General features: G+C 48.1%; 15 protein-coding genes and 1 pseudogene. 4 read left to right on the top strand and 12 right to left on the bottom strand.

Annotated elements, in window-relative coordinates:
- Positions 1 to 31 precede the first annotated feature (31 nt).
- From AC0QKW_RS20380 to AC0QKW_RS20335, 10 genes are all read right to left on the bottom strand, one after another.
- Positions 32 to 952, bottom strand: coding sequence for a glycosyltransferase family 2 protein (locus tag AC0QKW_RS20380; RefSeq protein ID WP_473152921.1), 921 nt, complete (start codon positions 950 to 952; stop codon positions 32 to 34).
- 97 nt (positions 953 to 1,049) lie between these two features.
- The gene (locus tag AC0QKW_RS20375) at positions 1,050 to 2,273 is read right to left on the bottom strand and encodes a glycosyltransferase family 4 protein (RefSeq protein WP_473152920.1); all 1,224 of its coding nucleotides are present in this window, start codon (positions 2,271 to 2,273) and stop codon (positions 1,050 to 1,052) included.
- On the bottom strand, positions 2,270 to 3,121 hold the full coding sequence (locus AC0QKW_RS20370; RefSeq protein WP_473152919.1) for a class I SAM-dependent methyltransferase: 852 nt from the start codon (positions 3,119 to 3,121) through the stop codon (positions 2,270 to 2,272). The genes AC0QKW_RS20375 and AC0QKW_RS20370 overlap by 4 nt, the downstream gene beginning before the upstream one ends.
- Positions 3,118 to 5,103 carry an HAD family hydrolase gene (locus tag AC0QKW_RS20365; RefSeq protein ID WP_473152918.1) on the bottom strand — a complete coding sequence of 662 codons (1,986 nt, stop codon included), beginning with the start codon at positions 5,101 to 5,103 and terminating at the stop codon, positions 3,118 to 3,120. Before AC0QKW_RS20365 ends, AC0QKW_RS20370 begins: the two co-directional genes overlap by 4 nt.
- Positions 5,100 to 5,861, bottom strand: a complete 762-nt coding sequence (locus tag AC0QKW_RS20360; protein ID WP_473152917.1) for a class I SAM-dependent methyltransferase — start codon at positions 5,859 to 5,861, stop codon at positions 5,100 to 5,102. Before AC0QKW_RS20360 ends, AC0QKW_RS20365 begins: the two co-directional genes overlap by 4 nt.
- A gap of 98 nt (positions 5,862 to 5,959) precedes the next feature.
- Positions 5,960 to 6,883 carry a glycosyltransferase family 2 protein gene (locus AC0QKW_RS20355; RefSeq protein WP_473152916.1) on the bottom strand — a complete coding sequence of 308 codons (924 nt, stop codon included), beginning with the start codon at positions 6,881 to 6,883 and terminating at the stop codon, positions 5,960 to 5,962.
- Between the two features lie 33 nt (positions 6,884 to 6,916).
- Positions 6,917 to 7,762 carry an alpha-1,2-fucosyltransferase gene (locus AC0QKW_RS20350; protein ID WP_473152915.1) on the bottom strand — a complete coding sequence of 282 codons (846 nt, stop codon included), beginning with the start codon at positions 7,760 to 7,762 and terminating at the stop codon, positions 6,917 to 6,919.
- Positions 7,763 to 7,787: 25 nt separating this feature from the next.
- Positions 7,788 to 8,663 carry an FkbM family methyltransferase gene (locus AC0QKW_RS20345; RefSeq protein ID WP_473152914.1) on the bottom strand — a complete coding sequence of 292 codons (876 nt, stop codon included), beginning with the start codon at positions 8,661 to 8,663 and terminating at the stop codon, positions 7,788 to 7,790.
- A 16-nt stretch (positions 8,664 to 8,679) separates the two neighbouring features.
- On the bottom strand, positions 8,680 to 9,498 hold the full coding sequence (locus AC0QKW_RS20340) for a putative sugar O-methyltransferase (protein WP_473152913.1): 819 nt from the start codon (positions 9,496 to 9,498) through the stop codon (positions 8,680 to 8,682).
- A gap of 1 nt (position 9,499) precedes the next feature.
- Positions 9,500 to 10,804, bottom strand: a complete 1,305-nt coding sequence (locus AC0QKW_RS20335) for an ABC transporter ATP-binding protein (protein WP_473152912.1) — start codon at positions 10,802 to 10,804, stop codon at positions 9,500 to 9,502.
- A 194-nt stretch (positions 10,805 to 10,998) separates the two neighbouring features.
- On the opposite strand from AC0QKW_RS20335, the pseudogene AC0QKW_RS20330 reads away from it, so the two are divergent.
- Positions 10,999 to 11,560 (top strand): annotated as a pseudogene (locus AC0QKW_RS20330) (DUF3782 domain-containing protein).
- 26 nt (positions 11,561 to 11,586) lie between these two features.
- Here the strand turns inward: AC0QKW_RS20330 and AC0QKW_RS20325 are convergent.
- Positions 11,587 to 12,528 carry a DUF2887 domain-containing protein gene (locus AC0QKW_RS20325; RefSeq protein ID WP_473152911.1) on the bottom strand — a complete coding sequence of 314 codons (942 nt, stop codon included), beginning with the start codon at positions 12,526 to 12,528 and terminating at the stop codon, positions 11,587 to 11,589.
- 30 nt (positions 12,529 to 12,558) lie between these two features.
- A complete protein-coding gene (locus tag AC0QKW_RS20320) occupies positions 12,559 to 13,221 on the bottom strand; it encodes an SDR family oxidoreductase (protein ID WP_473152910.1) in 663 nt (220 codons plus the stop codon).
- Positions 13,222 to 13,434: 213 nt separating this feature from the next.
- Here AC0QKW_RS20320 and AC0QKW_RS20315 point away from each other — a divergent pair, with 213 nt between their 5' ends.
- From AC0QKW_RS20315 to AC0QKW_RS20305, 3 genes are all read left to right on the top strand, one after another.
- Positions 13,435 to 14,163, top strand: coding sequence for a DUF1997 domain-containing protein (locus AC0QKW_RS20315; RefSeq protein WP_473152909.1), 729 nt, complete (start codon positions 13,435 to 13,437; stop codon positions 14,161 to 14,163).
- A gap of 49 nt (positions 14,164 to 14,212) precedes the next feature.
- Entirely contained in the window at positions 14,213 to 15,841 is a 1,629-nt protein-coding gene (gene murJ / locus AC0QKW_RS20310; RefSeq protein ID WP_473152908.1) for a murein biosynthesis integral membrane protein MurJ, read from the top strand.
- A 68-nt stretch (positions 15,842 to 15,909) separates the two neighbouring features.
- Positions 15,910 to 16,485, top strand: a complete 576-nt coding sequence (locus tag AC0QKW_RS20305) for a chloramphenicol phosphotransferase CPT family protein (protein WP_473152907.1) — start codon at positions 15,910 to 15,912, stop codon at positions 16,483 to 16,485.
- Positions 16,486 to 16,605: the final 120 nt, after the last annotated feature.

The following is a 16,605-nucleotide window of genomic DNA, read 5'->3' as shown; positions in this document are numbered from 1 at the left end:
GATGCTGGGCTTACCTCTGCCCACGCCTAAATTAAGCCGTCAGGCGTCGTTTTAGGGTCATTATTTTTTTGCGGGTGCTAATTGGCAATAGGCGCAGCATGGTAATGATGGTGAGTTTGGGCAGCAGACTGAGATACTTAACGCCAAACAGCCACACCCCTAAAAGACCATGATCTACGGTGAGTAAAACCCACCATACCCGCCAACTCAAGATAGATTGCGGCTGAAAAATAAGTTGAAAAATTTTGCCTGGGCCGCCCGTTTGGAGCATCCAAGAATTTGGCTGGAGTGCAGACTCTCCAGGCATATCGGTAGGGCTTGTGCGACCATCAACGTGCAGATTAAAGCCAGCCTGGCGGGCTCGAATGAGATATAAGGTGTCACCACCGTAGTGGGGCAGGATGATATCGGGCAGGCCAATGGTGGCAACAACGGCCTGAGACAGGCAAACCAGGTTGCCGCTGAGCATATCGCAAGGTGCTATTTCGCCGGAGGGGCAGGGAAACAGGTGATAGTAACCGTGGTGCAGGTGCTTACCGCCAAAGACCAACTGACCACCTACGCTATAGCCCTGGGCACCAATAATGGCCCTAGGCTGCTGGTCTACAAAGCTAATTAAGTTATGGAGGGTGCCGGGGGGAACTAGGCAATCGTCGTTGAGCCAAATAAAGTGCCTGGCTCCCTGCTGGTGGGCGTAGTGCATGCCTTGGGCGATGGCCCCTGTCCACCAAAGCTGACCGCTGCCGGAGAGTACTGTGACTGAGGGATACTGAGCCTGGATGGCGGTAGAAGTGCCGTCTGTAGAGCCATCGTCAACCACGACTACCGAGTATCTGTCTAGATCGCCCTGAGTCTGGAGATTGGCTAGGCAGCGCAGCGTAGTGGCACAGCGGTTGTAGACGGGGATGATGATAAAAACGGAGTGGGTATCCCCTGGGTTAGACGAGGGCATAGAAAGGGCGGTGAAAGGGGCGATGAGCTAAGTTTAATATGCCCTGCAAAGCCCCAAGCGCTGCAAGGGTTTACAAGAGTTAGACTAATTGCGATGCCTACAAAGATGCCAGAACTTTTTTGTAGAGGCTGATGTAGCGATCGCACTGAAGTTCAATAGAGTATTCGTTGATGGCAACATCACGGCAAGACTGTTTTAGACGATGACGCAGCGATTGATTTTCAAAGATTTCAACTATTTTTGTTGCTAGATCCGATGAGTCTTCGGGGTGGGCCAGCAGACCCGTAATGCCTGGTCGCACCATTTCAGAAACGCCACCAACATCAAATGAAACGATAGGAGTGCCGCAGGCCATACTTTCTTGGATTACGACCGGCAGGTTATCAGCACGGGTTGGAAAAACAAACACATCAGCCGCCGAATAAATCAATGATTTGAGGCGGTCTCCTGCCACATAGCCTAATGACAGGGTTGGAATATCTACAGCGTTAGTCAGTGAATTGCCGCCGTTGCCGACAGTTACTAAAACCAAGTCGCTCTTGAGCGAGGCCGGTAGTTGTTGTAAGGCGGCCAGCAATAAATCACCGCCTTTGCGGGAGTCTTTGAGGCTTTGAGCCATAAACAACAAAACTTTTTGACTAGAAGATAGCCCTAGGGAAGCTCTGCATAGGTCAGGATCAAGCGGTTGATAGGCAGTGATATCTAACCCGTTAGGAATGTGATAAATAGGAAACTGTTGAAGCAAACTTTGACGAGCCAGGTTTGCCAGCCACTGACTAGGCGTTACAATTGTTAAATGAGACCGGCTGTAAACCCAGCGTTTTAACTTCCACTCAAGGGCAGTGCTATCAAGCGTTATTTCAGGGTAGGTATCAGGATAAGGGCATTGCCCACAGCCATGTTTCCAGCGATCGCAGTCAAAGCTGTAGGCACAGTGCCCTGTAAAGCTCCACATATCGTGGAGGGTATGAACAGCCGGTTTGGCTTGGGTGAGCTTAGCAATGGCAAGATAGTTAAAATAGCCGCCATGGAGATTGTGAAAGTTAAGTAGATCTACTTTTTGATAGATTTCACTGGAGGCAATTTTATTGGTTCCCAAGATGTGGAGATAGTTTAAGCCTAGTTTAGAGGAGAGGCGTCCTGCTAGATCTTCAACAAATCGCCTACGCTGAATGCAGTAGGTTGTTGAGTCATCTTGCGTTGCGATATCTACCAGCAAATATGAATCTATTAACTGCTTACACAGCTGCTGATGCAGACGATAGGCCGCAATATTGCCGCCGCCTGAGAGATCGCCTTGATTGATCTGGAGAACCTTCATAGACTCCCTTTAAGTGCCTCAATAAAAAGAGAATCAGGCTTACAAACACTTCCATCAGGCTCGGTGTCTAGGTTAAAGGTTGACCAGTTAGCAATATAGCTTTCATTAGCTTGGCGTTGCACGATGTTGACAAAGCCACATTGATCTAGCAAACGTGTTAAAGAATAACGATCATACATCCAGTAGTGAATTTCACCACTTTGACGCACTCGCCCGATTTCCAAATTAGAATACTCGCGCCCTAGCATTAACTTAAGCCAAAGGTCTCGGCGAAAACTTGAACTGATAAGAAAAAGATATAAGGGTTTGAATACTTTTTTGATTTGAGCCAGGGATTTTTTTCTATCTTTACGATCTTGATTTTTATATAGGTCTTCAAGGATATGATTGGCTTCTGAACCAATACGACTTTGAATAAAATCTAAGTTAGTCATATTAGGATTGCTCAAATACTCTACCATGGCACCGCCAGGAGTATTCCGAGACATTTGATCAAAGAGTTCTAACAAGATCCAGTCGTAGTTGACTGGCCAGCCTGGCTCCCCTGAGAGAGATTTTTCTAAAGCTAACAGATAGGCACGGGTAATTTGCTCCAGGTCTGGCACAACAACTCTGATCACACCTTGAGGCTTTAAAACCCGGTAGCACTCTTGCATGAACTGAAAGCTAGATGCTTTTGTGAAGTGTTCTAAAACGTGGGAGTGATAGACTACATCAAAAGATGCCTCTTGAAAGGGAATACCTTTGCCTAAGTCATGCTGGATAACATCTGGACTGCTAGACACGAAGTCTAGGTTAAACCAGTCAAGATTAAATCGGCTTCCACAACCTAGGTTGAGATATTTCATGATATCAAGCTACTCACAAATTGACGTGCTTTGTGCAAGTAAAAATGGATCATCATAATTAAGCTAGGAACTAATGCACTACGCTTAACGGAAGCACAAAACCATACATTTTGATGCTGATTACTATTCTTAAACAATAGCCTTAGAGCCAGTTTAAGATTATACTTTGGAGCTAACTCATATAAAATACTTTCAGCCTGATCCTCTGCGAAGAAGAATTGACCAAAAACATCAGCCTCCAACTGAGTTGGAGAAGTAACCAACTCACACAAAAGTAATTCCGAGGCTTCTAGCCAATTATCTAAGTTGAAAGTGCTAGCTTCAAAAATTTCCACGGCTTGCTCAGTAAATTCCAGCACAGCCTGTTGTAAGCAGTTGAGACCCCAATACAAGGCTGACGTGTTAGTCTGAGAACGCAATACAGGTTGGTAACTGTGATCATCTTTAGTAAAGGATAGTGTACTGCCATGGGTGGCAGAAACAAATAGCTCTAATAGTGCCAAGTGACACAGCTTGTCTCTTGAGCTTGGCTTTTCGCAATCAACGAAGTAAGCCATAAGCTTATCTTCAGGATGAGCCTTGAAGCGATTAAACAATCCAAAATAAAAACCTGTTATTCCGTCGGCTGGATAAAGGCCTTCAGTTTTCAGGATTATGCTTAAAGATCGTTGAAGCCTGCCATTCCATCCAACATCAACCAACGCGAACTTACTTGTGTCGTTGATACCTTCTTGTTTTAGATAGCCAACTAAGTTTTTTCTATAATGCTGGGAACGTCTAACAATTGGTTCTTGGATAGCATCTTCTAAAAACCAATTTCTAAGTCTTTTTCTCTCCTCTACACTCAAGTTTTTCTTCCAAGCTTCTTCAGAAAATCCTGAGGAGACGAGTTGGCTTTTAAATTCTTGAGGATCAAAGTTAATTCGTTTAAGGGCTGATTCAACAGACAAAAAGTCTGTTGGATCTAGGATCCAGTTTAGAGCAATATCGTCTACTGTCTGAATGGAGGGGAAATGCCAGGATTGTCGAGATGCATACAGATAGTGACAATCAATTGGAATGTTCCATTTTTCTACTATAACTCTAGCAATCTGAAGTAGTATTTCACCATCCCTTGCTAAAAAGTAAAGTTTCTCTATTCTTAGCCGTTGAGCCTCTAAAAGAACCCACCAAACAAAGCCGAAGAGAAGTGGGGCGACGACGTTAGAAGCAGTATCCCAGATTGTTTTATGATGAAAATCAAGATATTCAAGATTTTGTAGGCGAGCCAGGCGACTAGCACCTGCTACAAGAGATAAAAAAACAGGATCACAATTGCTAGCTTTGAGCAATAAATTCTCATAGCGATTGAGTTTAACTTCCTGAAAAAGCTCTGCCTTAATACCTATTTTTTGAGGCACCTCCAAATCAGACTGTTCATTATCACCTTTGTGGTGCAATTGTTCAGGCAAACATTGCGCTTCCTGTATGACAAGCTTGAAAAGTTCACCAAAGGCTTTATTTTTTCGATGCTCGGAGGAAACATACAACTTATCTTGTTCACCCCACAGGCCATAAAAAGCAAGTCGGTTTTGAATCACTTCACTGGGCAGATACATGTCAGATAAGTAGTAAATACTTGCCCCTAGGCTGTGAAGTTCATGTATTTCTTTTTGAATTGTTGGAACGGGTCTTAAGCTAGCTTTTTCGTATTCTATCTCTAGCCCTATAGCTTTTTCAATTTGTTCTGAACTCCAGCCAAGGCGTTGAGAAATTCGAACATAGATCTCTGATAGACGAATTTCAAGGTTCTCAAACTCTTGGCGAGATTCACGCTCTGTTGTTATTCTAAGGTTTACCCATTGTTTAATAGATATATTCAGAAAGCCGCAACTATCCAACTGTTCGCCAAGTTCCCAAAACAAGTCGGTGGGCTGTGCCCAGATACGAGTTAAGACCGTATCAAAGACATCATAACTATAGATGACAGACGGGCTCTTCATGGTTTAGTTGCTGTTGCCAAAAGATTTAAGGAAAGAGGAACAGCTTTGCCTTGTTCCCATCCCAACTCGGCCATCATTGTTAACCGATGACTAAAACGCACCCAACGAAGCAACCACCAATGAGTTTGAGCCTTCCAATAGCCCTTACTGAAAATTGCTTTTTTAAAGGAGCTGATTTTTGGCTTCTCAAAAAATTCAGTTTCAAGCACTGAAATATCATGGAACCCAGCGTTAAACAACAAAAAATCTAAACTATGTTCCGAAAAACTGATGTGATGAGTCCAATCAATATAGCGCCAGCGACTAGCCAGGATAGAACTTGCGTTGGGTACTGTGCAGACAAGCCTACCTCCATCTCTTAAGGAATTTGCAATGCTTTTCACAAAAGCCAATTGTTCAACATAAGGAATGTGCTCAATTACATCTAAAGCAATAACCAAATCATATTTATTCCTTCTGCTGTTGAGGTAATTAGCAGAATCTTCTACCTGAATTGCATTTAAACCTTTGGCCATGCAAGACTTGATCTGACTAAAATCGATGTCTATCCCTTCGATATTTCTATAGCCTAGATCTTGCACAGCTAGCATAGCAAAGCCCATGCCACAGCCGACCTCTAAAATTTCAATATCTTTCTCTTCTGGCAAAAATTCCTGGACAATCTTGCCAAAGTATTGCTTCATCGCCTGAATATGCTCAGGTGTGTCAGAGTGCCATTTTTGATAGATTCGTGTGTAGTCGAGTTTGCTTACTTCCATTTTTTTCACGATTGACAAATCACTACGCCCTTACAAAGCTAAATATTTTGGAGCTTACTTTTAGCCTAATAACAAGCCTTTTTGGGCAAAATCGATATTTATTTGGGCCACCAATTTCGTCTTAAAGAATTTAGTATTCTTCTGATTCCAAATTTCACCTTTGCCTTCAGTGTATTTGGTCTTGAATTATTCAAAAGCATCAAGTAGCTAATGTCATATTCACAATCTACTTTAATTTCTGATGGGTACACTAAAGGAAACTGCAAAGACTGAACTGAATAATTAGTGAATATATTTTCATTTTTTGTGTGTGTCGCATCTATACCAAAGCCAATATTTTCAATTAGATTTTTCTGGGGAAGGACAGATAGAGTATATTCCTTTACACAAGTAAATGCCCAGTATGAATCCCAAGTGTCAACTAGCTCTCTATATGCAGATTCAAAGACCTGATATACATTCTCTGCTTCTGAACCAAAATACTGAATATCATTAGTTTTACAGTAACTAATCCATGAAGACATATTTGCATCATACCTTTCCCATGCTCTTCTCCAAGTGGCCCATCCCCAGATAGGAACCAGGCGAGAAAAGACAAAACTTGACTTGCAATGGGGCAGTGGCAGGAGATTAGTCCCTGCTATATGAAAAACGCTGTGATTGTCTCGATAGGCATTTAGCATCTCTTCGCAAAACGGAAAAAAGCTCGGATCTGGTAGGCAGTCATCTTCCAAAATGATCGCCTCTTCTACCTGGCTAAAGGCCCAATCTAAACCTGACGATACACGCTGACGACAGCCCAAGTTAGTATCCGAATAGTTTCTAAAAACCTCACAGTCCCAATCCACTTGTTCTGTAATAGTTCTGGCTTCTTGACAGCGTAAAGCCTCTTGAACATCACGAGGGCCATCAGCAACCACAAAAAGTTTTTTAGGCTGAGCTAGGCGAATTTGTTCAAACACCCTTGCCGTCACGTCGGGGCGACGAAAGATAATAAAAACAATTGGTGTAGAACAGGTCATAGGAGAGGGAGTACAAGGAGCAGCAATAATAACTTAAATATCTACATAGCGTAGAAAGTCAGCTTCTATAAATTGAGGGAACCAGTGACCTGATCGATGACCAGCCCAAAATCGAGGAGCCAGGAACAATTTACTATAGTTTTGAATTTGAGATAAATAGGCAGCCCACCATGAGAAGCTGCTTGCAGAAAGAATACCACTTTCACACAGTGTCATCAAAGCAAAGTCTTCAACATCGCTTTGCTTTGAAATATAGCTGTCTTTAACGTTACTAAAACAGTCTTGCACATAAAAAGGATCGTCTGACACGAAAATAAAAAATGGATTTGAAATTTCTGAGCGAATAATATCGATGCACTTCAGATAATAACTCGCTGATAAGATTGCAGGTGTCTCTTGGCTAGGCCACCTTACATAATCTCCTCTGCGTATATGAACAAAAATTGGCGTTCTTCGCCCTGCTATTTCTTGAATCAATTTCTTTGCCTGATTCAAGAGGACTGATTTAATTTTTAATGACTGAGCTTTTTCTGCATCAAAGAACTTTTCGCCTTGAAAATAAGTCTTTCCCGAAAATTTGACTTCCCTTATCAATCCCAGCTTAATGACAGACTCTTGCAAGTGCTTGGATTCTTCAATCCTAGAGAATATTCTGATAGAGGATAACTTGTCAGCCAGTTCATACAGGCGATAGAAAAAATATCTCTCAAGCCTAGAACTATGTTGGTTAATTATTTTTGCCTCAATACCATCAAAAACAACTTGTAGTGCCTCAAAGCCAAGCAGTATGATTGTTTCTCCATCTTGGCAGATCGTACGGAGAGCCAAGTATTGAAACAGTTGATTGCCTAATCTCCCTTCTTCTCTGAAGATAATCATAATGCCGATTTACTATCGCAGAAGATCACTTATGACTATGCAGCAAACTACATCTAACTCTCCGGAGAAATACCGGCATTCTTCTGCTGACAGGTTCTTCTAGTTCTGCGATCGAGAACTGAAAGCTTTTGTCATAATTATCCCGAATTGAATTAACGTAATTTATTGCGCTTGAGTTGTCTTTTAAGGCAATCAGATTTCCGTAAACATCATCTTCCTTAAATAGATTTTCAGCAGAGAAAGAATCGCCCTCTAAATCAGATACTCTTATTTTTGCCTCTGCCGAATCAATAATGAGAATCTGTTTGTATGCAAGCTGCTTAAGAAGAGTGATGGCGTTAACGGTATCATCAAAGATTTCTTTTTCCCAGCCACCTACACCACTTTTCTTAGTATTACCTCCACCATATTCAAACATTAAGATATCAGGTAGTAAATCTTTTTTCAGATCAGATAACTGATGAATAATAGAAAATTCGACACCTTCAACATCAATCTTAATGCATGTAATTTTTGAGTACTTTACCTCTTTCAGTAGATCATCTAAATTCATAGATGGGACAATTACTTTTTGAGCACTACTTCCCCACCAATCATGTCTCAAAGAACTAAGATTTAAGTTTTCCTGACCCTCAAATTCTCCTATGAACATCGCCACATCGCCTTGCGTTTCAGAGATGCAAGTTTGAATAAGTCTAATATTCCGACGACAGCAGATTTTGACAAGCTGCTTGGTAGGCAAAGGCTCTACCGCGACTGTTTTAAATCCCAGCTTGTCAAACAGTTCGCAGTAAAATGCAAAAGTCCCTACACCAATATCAAGAGCTAGACCGCGTCTTTTAGGATCAACTAGGGGCAGTAATTTAGATAGTATTGACTGACAACAATCTTCTACGTACACCGGAATAATACCTTCTTTAGTTGCTTTTTCGATCTAGATTATGTCCCCAAACTAGTAGCGATATCTCGCAACTTGCATCAAGATCACTCAGTCTTGATTTGGATTTTATGATCTCAACTTTATCTAATCTTGTAAGCAGCTCTGACTCCGAATATTGCTGTGAATCCCAAGTGTGAGTCTTGAAATTACAAAGCATGTATCCTCGTGGGCTATTTTTTAATATTTTCTCTAAGTAAACATCCTGGATATCTCTTCGAATTTCACTAAATGCATAGTTGCTAATGACCAAGTCGGATTTAAGCTCGCTAGGCAAATCTTCACTAGTCTTGTAATCGACGTTTTTTACTTGAAGACTAGAAAGATATCTTTGAGAAAGTTTAAGGCATGGCGATAAATCCAATATTGTATAGTTCTGAACATCAAAAATATCGCCTATAATTTTACATTGTCCGCCATAGCCTCCACCAATCTCAACGATCTTCATGTCGTCAAGATTCCCGAAAAAAAACATAAGATCACTTAGAACTTTAACGTATCTAATAGTTGTTGGAGAAAGATGGATTTTTGGAGAAAACCAACTAACTTTATAAGGAAATACTTCTGGGTCACCCAAACGTTCACTAGACGCAAACTTGTCAACATACTTCTTAAGGACTGGTGTTTGTTCAACAGCAATCTTTAAATATTCTTTCCCATTTCTATAGGGCACTGTTTCAACTATGCTTGTATATTCAGGAGAGCGCCTGAACGTCTTAAATGTTTCGTCATCTGTGGCAGCACGCAAACAGAATTCAGGATATTCTTCATTATCAGAGCAGCTTGACTTATTTTTCACGTTAGATCCTCTCCTCGTTCAAAGGCTTTACTTTCCATTCTGCTCGAACCAAACATATACCATGAGAAAGAGGTGGTACTTCACCAGAATTGTAAAAGTCTCCATCAATCACTGTGACTCCAAAAGCATCCTTTAAGGAGTCATAATATTTACCATCAAGTCCATTATTTGGCATGATGCTATAACTTACCTTATAAGTGCCTGCTGGCAGTGGAACTGAGAGCAATCGGCAAATAAATACACCCTTGTCTTTGACGTGATTGAATTCTTGTCTAATTAAGCGGTTATGATGCAAAAAGACTGGCTGATCTAATTCAGTTTTAAATGATATTCCCGCTAGAACCTTGTTGAATTCTTTAATTCCTTCGCACTGAAAACAAAGATGAATATCAACAGTTTGGCCAGACTTTATCACTTCTAGCTGATCACCATTTTCTCCACATATTTTTACTTCTGTAATCTTAATTTCTCCACTTCCTTGTCTATCTTTTCGCTCCTCTAGAGAAATATATAGATCTGTTGAATTAGATAAATATTGACTGATGGCTTGAGTGCTATCGCCAAGGAATACTAAGCCTCCTTTTTGAAGCAGCAATCCTGTTCTACATAAATATTCAATAGCTGCCATATTATGACTAACAAATAGAACCGTTCTCCCTTGTTTGCTGACCGATTCCATCTTCCCCAAGCATTTTTTCTGAAATGCCGCATCTCCCACTGCCAGCACTTCATCCACCACCAAAATCTCTGGCTCTAGGTGTGCAGCCACCGCAAAAGCCAGCCGCACATACATGCCGCTGCTGTACCGCTTAACCGGCGTATCTAAAAACCGCTCTACCTCTGCAAAGTCAACTATTTCGTCAAACTTGCGTTTGATTTCTACCCGGCTCATGCCCAAAATGGCACCGTTCAAAAAAATATTTTCTCGCCCCGTCAGCTCTGGGTGAAACCCCGTACCCACCTCCAGCAAACTCGCCACCCGCCCCCGCAATCGCACCCGCCCCTCCGTCGGCTCGGTAATGCGGCTCAAAATCTTTAGCAGCGTCGACTTGCCCGCCCCATTGCGGCCAATAATGCCCACTACTTCGCCTCGCTTCACCTCAAACGAGACATCTTTCAGCGCCCAAAACTCTTCTTGGTTGGGTCTTACCCTCGGCTTGCCAGGGTGGCGCAGCCGTTGCCCCAGCGCCCTCGCCCCATCGCTCAGCACATCCCGCAGAGCCACGTAGTGCGATTGGCCCTCCTGTTGGTGGCCAATGATGTACTTTTTGCCGAGATTTTCGACCTGGATAACCGTGTCAGACATGGGGCTGTGAAACGGGGGCAATTCACTTAGCGGTTGCATCCGCCATTGTGCTCATTGTGCCCCCTGACTTCATGAAAATTGCATGAACACATACTTAGTTACGCAGTTTCCCAGCCAGCTCGACCGCCCACCACCTTACCCTAGCCCCTAAACTCAACGGATATGATAAAAGAACCAAGCCACCACCTATCCCTATGGCCACCACCGCTGACGACGTCTGGCGCATACTGGGCGAACTCGCCGAAGCCCAAAAAGAAACCGAGCGTCGCTTTCAAGAGACCGATCGCCAATTCCAAGAGACAAAGCAGCTCATCAAACAGCAAAACCAGCAGCTCAACGAGCAACTAGGCAAGTTGGGCAACCATCTGGGCGAGTTTATCGAATGGCAAGTGCGCCCTGCTGTCGCGCGGTTGTTTCAAGAGCGCGGCATTGCGGTGCACGAGTTTTATCCTGGCGCGTCTGCCCAGCGCGATGGTGAGGGTATCGAGATCGCCCTGTTGGTGGTCAACACCACAGAAGCCGTGCTGGTAGAAGTCAAAAGCAAGCTTACCCAGGCCGATGTCGATGAACACCGGGAGCGCCTGCGCAAATTTAAGCGGCTCATGCCCCGCTACGGTGATGTTCAAGCCATGGGGGCCGGTAGTGCCTGACGACGTAGCCCGCTACGCCTATCGTCAGGGGCTGTTTGTACTGGCGCAGTCAGGCGACGGTGTAGTAATTCTCAACGATCGCAGCTTTCAGCCCCAGGTGTGGTGAGCGATCCACCTCAACAGCAGCATGCCTTACGCGCCTTCCTGCTCCGCTGGCGCTGATGCCTGAGCGATCGCCGCTGGATGAGCCTGCAACCAGGCCTCCAACGCAGCCAGATCCGCTAAATCAAACAAAACCTCCGACAGGGCATTGAGCTGCTCCAGCGACAAAGCCTGCACCCCCACCACCTGCTCTTCCGACAATCTCCCCAATCGATACCCCAGAAACCGCAGAAGGAGCATAGCTTCTGCTTCTCGCCGCCCCTCCTGAAGACCCTCTTGACGCCCCTCTTGGAGGCCTTCCTGACGGCCTTCCTGGCGGCCTTCTTCTAAAATTTCTTGAAAGAAGCGGGTTTGGCGAAGGTCGGCGGTTTTAATATCTAACATTGCTAAAACCTCCTGGGTGGTTAACTGGGGAAACTTACTTGCCAGTATAGCTTCCACCAAATTGAGCATCTGCTGAACCGCCTCTGCTCCCTGAGGCTGAACGTTGTGCAGTAGAGTTTTTGCCGCCTGAGGAGTTGCCTCATTGGGCAAGACAATTAATTGCAACAGGGCTAGACCGGGGGGTAGCTGCGTTTCATCCAGCAGATCGTTCAAATAGATGCGCTGTACTTTGCCACCCAGCAGGTCGCTATAGTGCGCTTCATCGCCATGGTTGTGCTGCCGCGACTGAAAGATCAATAGCCCTCGCCAGGGCCGCTCTACCTGGTATTGGTAGAGATAAAGATAGGTCTCGGCAAAGAAGCGCCCGTAGAAACGGCTATCGGGCTGCATCTGCGCTTCGATAAAGATGACCGGCGCATTGGGGTTCTCGGCAGTAGGTACCAGCAGGCCATCGAGACGAAACTCGCTTTCTTTGACCACCGGGGCGACGTACTCAAATGCACAGTCGTCTGGCAGCCCAGGGATAAGGTCTGCCAGTAGGGCGGGCTGAGTGAGAAAGATTTGGTAGTAAAGTTTATCGGTTCTCATGCGATCGCCCCATCTGCCCCCATCGCTGGCCTAAGCGACCCCGGCAAACATCGCGTCGTAGGGCTGGGGGTTGGCGTTGTCTTGGGCGACGATCTCTACAATTTTGTTGCGCGACTGGGGCAGATACAGCGCCTCTACGCACGCCTCGGCCACCTTGAGGCGCGGTACGCTGCCCTCAAATAAGGTGTCGGCAGGGGCCATGACCAGGGGCCGGGCATCGGTGTCGTCATCCTTGAGGCCGCCGGGGCGGACGATGGTGTAGGTGAGGCCGCTGGCCTGGAGGTAGGCCTCGGCCTGGTGCTTCCAGTAGAGAACGAGAAAGAACAGGTTGAGCGGGTGAAAGAAGCGGGAGACGCAGAGGGATGACACCATCACAAAGTGGTCGATGCCGACTTCTTTGGCCACATCGACCAAGTTTTTGGTGCCTTCGTAGTCGACCTGGTAAGGGCCGGTGGGGTCGAAGCTAGGCCGGGCTCCGGTGGCGCAGAGTAATACGGTGCAGCCTGAGAGAGCGGCACGAATGCTGGCTTTGTCGGTGACCGTGCCCTCGGCCAGGGTGACCTCGGGGGGGAGCGTGGCGCGGGCGCTGGCAGCATCGCGCACAAAGGCTACCACCGGCACGCCGCGATCGACGAGCTGACGCACAATTCTCGATCCGGTGGCTCCGGTGGCCCCTGCAACAAATGCTTTCACCGCTCTCTCCCCGCTGTAAACTTGGCCTGATCTTACGAAATCTCTGCCTAAATAGAAACTCACCCAGGGGCATAGTCGAGCAAACCGTGATCGGCATCACAGTTCTAGGGGGCACAGTTGAGATACTAAGGGCTTACGATAGGCTAAAGCTTTGGTGCAGTTTTACGATTCAGTGTCGTTTTAGCGTTTGGTTTTACCGTGGCTCTGGAATCTATGTCGCCCGCTCAAAATTCTGACTCGTTGCCCTTGGGGGCGACGCAGGAGGGGGCTGAGGTAGACCCGGTGACCCGTGAAGATGCGATCGCCCCCAGCGCCCCCCAAGATCTCAGCCCCGCCCACGATGCTCTGCTGCTAGAGGGCCACTACGCCGGCAAAATGGATATGGCCGCCGATGTAGACACGGTGGGCCGCTACCTCAACAGCCACCGGGGCTGGTTTACCCGCTCGGCTCACCCCATGCAGGTCGAGCCGATCTCTGACCATGGCTATGCGCTGGTAGTAGGGCATTTTGCGGTGCTGGGCTACGAGGTAGAGCCCAAGGTGGGGCTATATCTGTCGCCCCTCGACCACGGGGTGTATCGCATCGACACCATTCCCATACCTGGCTATGTGGCACCGGGCTACGAGGTAGACTTTCAGGCGGTGTTGCGGCTCAAGGAGGGGGCTGAGGTGGTGCCCCCGGCTACGGCCCTGACCGAGGTTGACTGGGAGCTGAGCCTAGCGGTGAAGATTCATATGCCGCGCATGCTGAACTCGGTACCGCGATCGCTGCTCAAGGCCTCCGGCGATCGCCTGCTTAACCAGGTGGTGCGTCAGGTTTCTAAGCGGCTCACTCGCAAGGTGCAAGAAGACTTTCACCACAGCCACAGCCTGCCGCTGCCAGAGAGCTACCGGGGCCATCACTTTTGGTCAAACTGGGGACGGCGGGGCCAGTCTTCGTGATTTGTCTGGGCTTTGCAGTTAAATAGGGGATGGTTCTGGCGGTGGCCAGATGCTGTTTACCCGGCGAGGCCCTGTGTCAGACGCAAAACCCTCTCGTTCTTTGGCCAATATTGCGGGCATTGTGGCGATCGCCACCATTCTCAGCAAGTTTGTGGGGCTGTTTCGTCAGCAGGCGATCGGGGCGGCCTTTGCGGTGGGGCCGGTGGCCGACGCCTACAGCTTTGCCTATATCATTCCGGGCTTTTTGCTGATCTTGCTGGGGGGCATCAACGGGCCGTTTCACAGTGCGATCGTCAGCGTGGTGGCGCGGCAAGACCGCAAAGACACCGCCAAGCTGATCGAGGCGGTGAATACCCTGGTGGGGCTGATTTTGATCGGGGTGTCGGTGCTGCTGTTTGTACTGGCGGGGGGCATCATCGATGCGATCGCCCCCGGCCTTTCCCAAACCGACACCGTGGCGCGAGACATCGCCGTGCTGCAGCTGCGGATCATGTCGCCCATGGCGCTGCTGGCGGGGCTGATTGGCATTGGCTTTGGGGCGCTGAACGCCGACAGCCAGTTTTGGCTGCCCTCGATTAGCCCAATTTTCTCCAGCGGGGCGGTGCTAGTGGGGCTGGGGCTGCTCTACGGGGCGATCGGCGGCGACATCACCAATCCAGAGTTTTACCTGCTGGGGGGCGCGGTGCTGGCGGCCAGCACCCTGGGCGGCGCGGTGTTGCAGTGGCTGGCCCAAATTCCAGCATTGTGGAAGTCGGGGCTGGGGCGACCGCGCCTGCGGTTCGACTGGTCGATTCCGGGGGTGCGCGAGGTGATGCGGGTGCTGGTGCCCGCCACCCTGTCGTCGGGGATGCTGCAAATTAACCTGTTCACCGATTTGTTCTTTGCCTCGTTTATTCCCGGCACGGCGGCGGCGCTGAGCTACGCCAACCTGCTGGTGCAGACGCCCCTGGGCATTATCTCCAACGTGATTTTGGTGCCGTTTTTGCCGCTGTTTGCCCGGCTGGCCGAGCCGCAGGACTGGCCCGAACTCAAGAGTCGCATTCGCCAGAGTTTATTATTCACGGCGCTGACTATGCTGCCGTTGGGGGCGCTGTTTGTGGTGCTGGCGCTGCCGATTGTGCGGGTGATCTACGAGCGGGGCGCGTTTGACCAGGAGGCGTCGAACCTGGTGACCTCGGTGCTGATGGTCTACGGCCTGGGCATGTTTGTGTACCTGGCCCGCGACGTGCTGGTGCGGGTGTTTTATGCCCTGGGCGATGGGCAGACCCCCTTCCGCATCAGCCTGATCAACATTGTGCTCAACGGGGTGCTCGACTTTTTCTTCATTCGTTGGCTGGGGGCACCGGGTCTGGTGCTGGCCACGGTGGGGGTGAATGTGTTTTCGACCCTAGCGCTGACGGTGATTTTGCACCGCAAGCTGCGGGGGCTGCCGCTGGGGGAATGGGGCGGTGCGATCGCCCTGCTGACTCTGCTGAGTGCGATCGCGGGCACCGCTGCCTGGGGCGTTTTACAGGGTTTAGAATCTTGGCTGGGCACCGAAGGCTTTGGGGTGCTGGTGCTGCAACTGGTCATTCCTGGCGGGGTCGGCCTGCTGGTATTTACCCTGGGAGCCTGCTTGCTGCCCATACCTGAAGCGAAGCAGCTAGCCGCACGTCTACGAGAACGCGTGAGGCGCTAGGTGCCCTTTTAGCAATTGGGTGATGTGATTCGGATTTCGTATAAGTTGGAATAATTACGAGATTGACCTTGAACCGCCCTCTTCCTCAGCGAACAAGCCGCATCATCTTGCTTCACGGAGCCTCAAGTTCCGGAAAATCGACGTTATCGAAAGCCATACAGACAGAGCTGGATGAGCCCTTTCTGCATTTCGCATCTGACTATCTCGCTCTCGGGCTGCCGACGCGGCGCGACCCCGACGGGCCGTTTCAATGGTGGGGCAACCTGCGTCCACGGTTCTTCGACGGGTTCCAGCGTTGCATTGTCACCCTCGCCATGGCGGACAACGACCTCATCGTTGAGCACATCATTGAGTTTCCAGAGTGGCGAGCCGATCTCAGGGAGCTGCTGAAATCCTTCGATGTCTTTCTTGTCGGGGTGCACTGCTCTCTAGAAGAACTGGAACGGCGTGAGCACGCTCGTGGCGATCGCTGGATCGGAGAGGGGCGCTCCCATATCATCGACGATAAAATCCACAGCTTCGGCCCGTACGACTATGAAGTCGACACGACTGGCCGCGAGCCGTCCGAGGTGGCAGTGGATGTCGTTCACCGCTGGAGAGGGCGATCGGTATCTGTTTTGTTCAACGAGAACTCGGCCAGCTAACCTCTAGAGGGAGCCGACACGCCCATCATCCTGGCACACGCGACTAGCAGCTCCGGCAAGTCTACGGGTATGGCGGCGGCGGCGATCGCCCTAACCCAGCCACTGCCGCATAATAGAAGT

The sequence above is a fragment of the Pseudanabaena sp. PCC 9330 genome (assembly GCF_055795045.1).
Note: the sequence above shows the minus strand (reverse complement) of the source record. Positions and strands in the feature narration are given on the sequence as shown.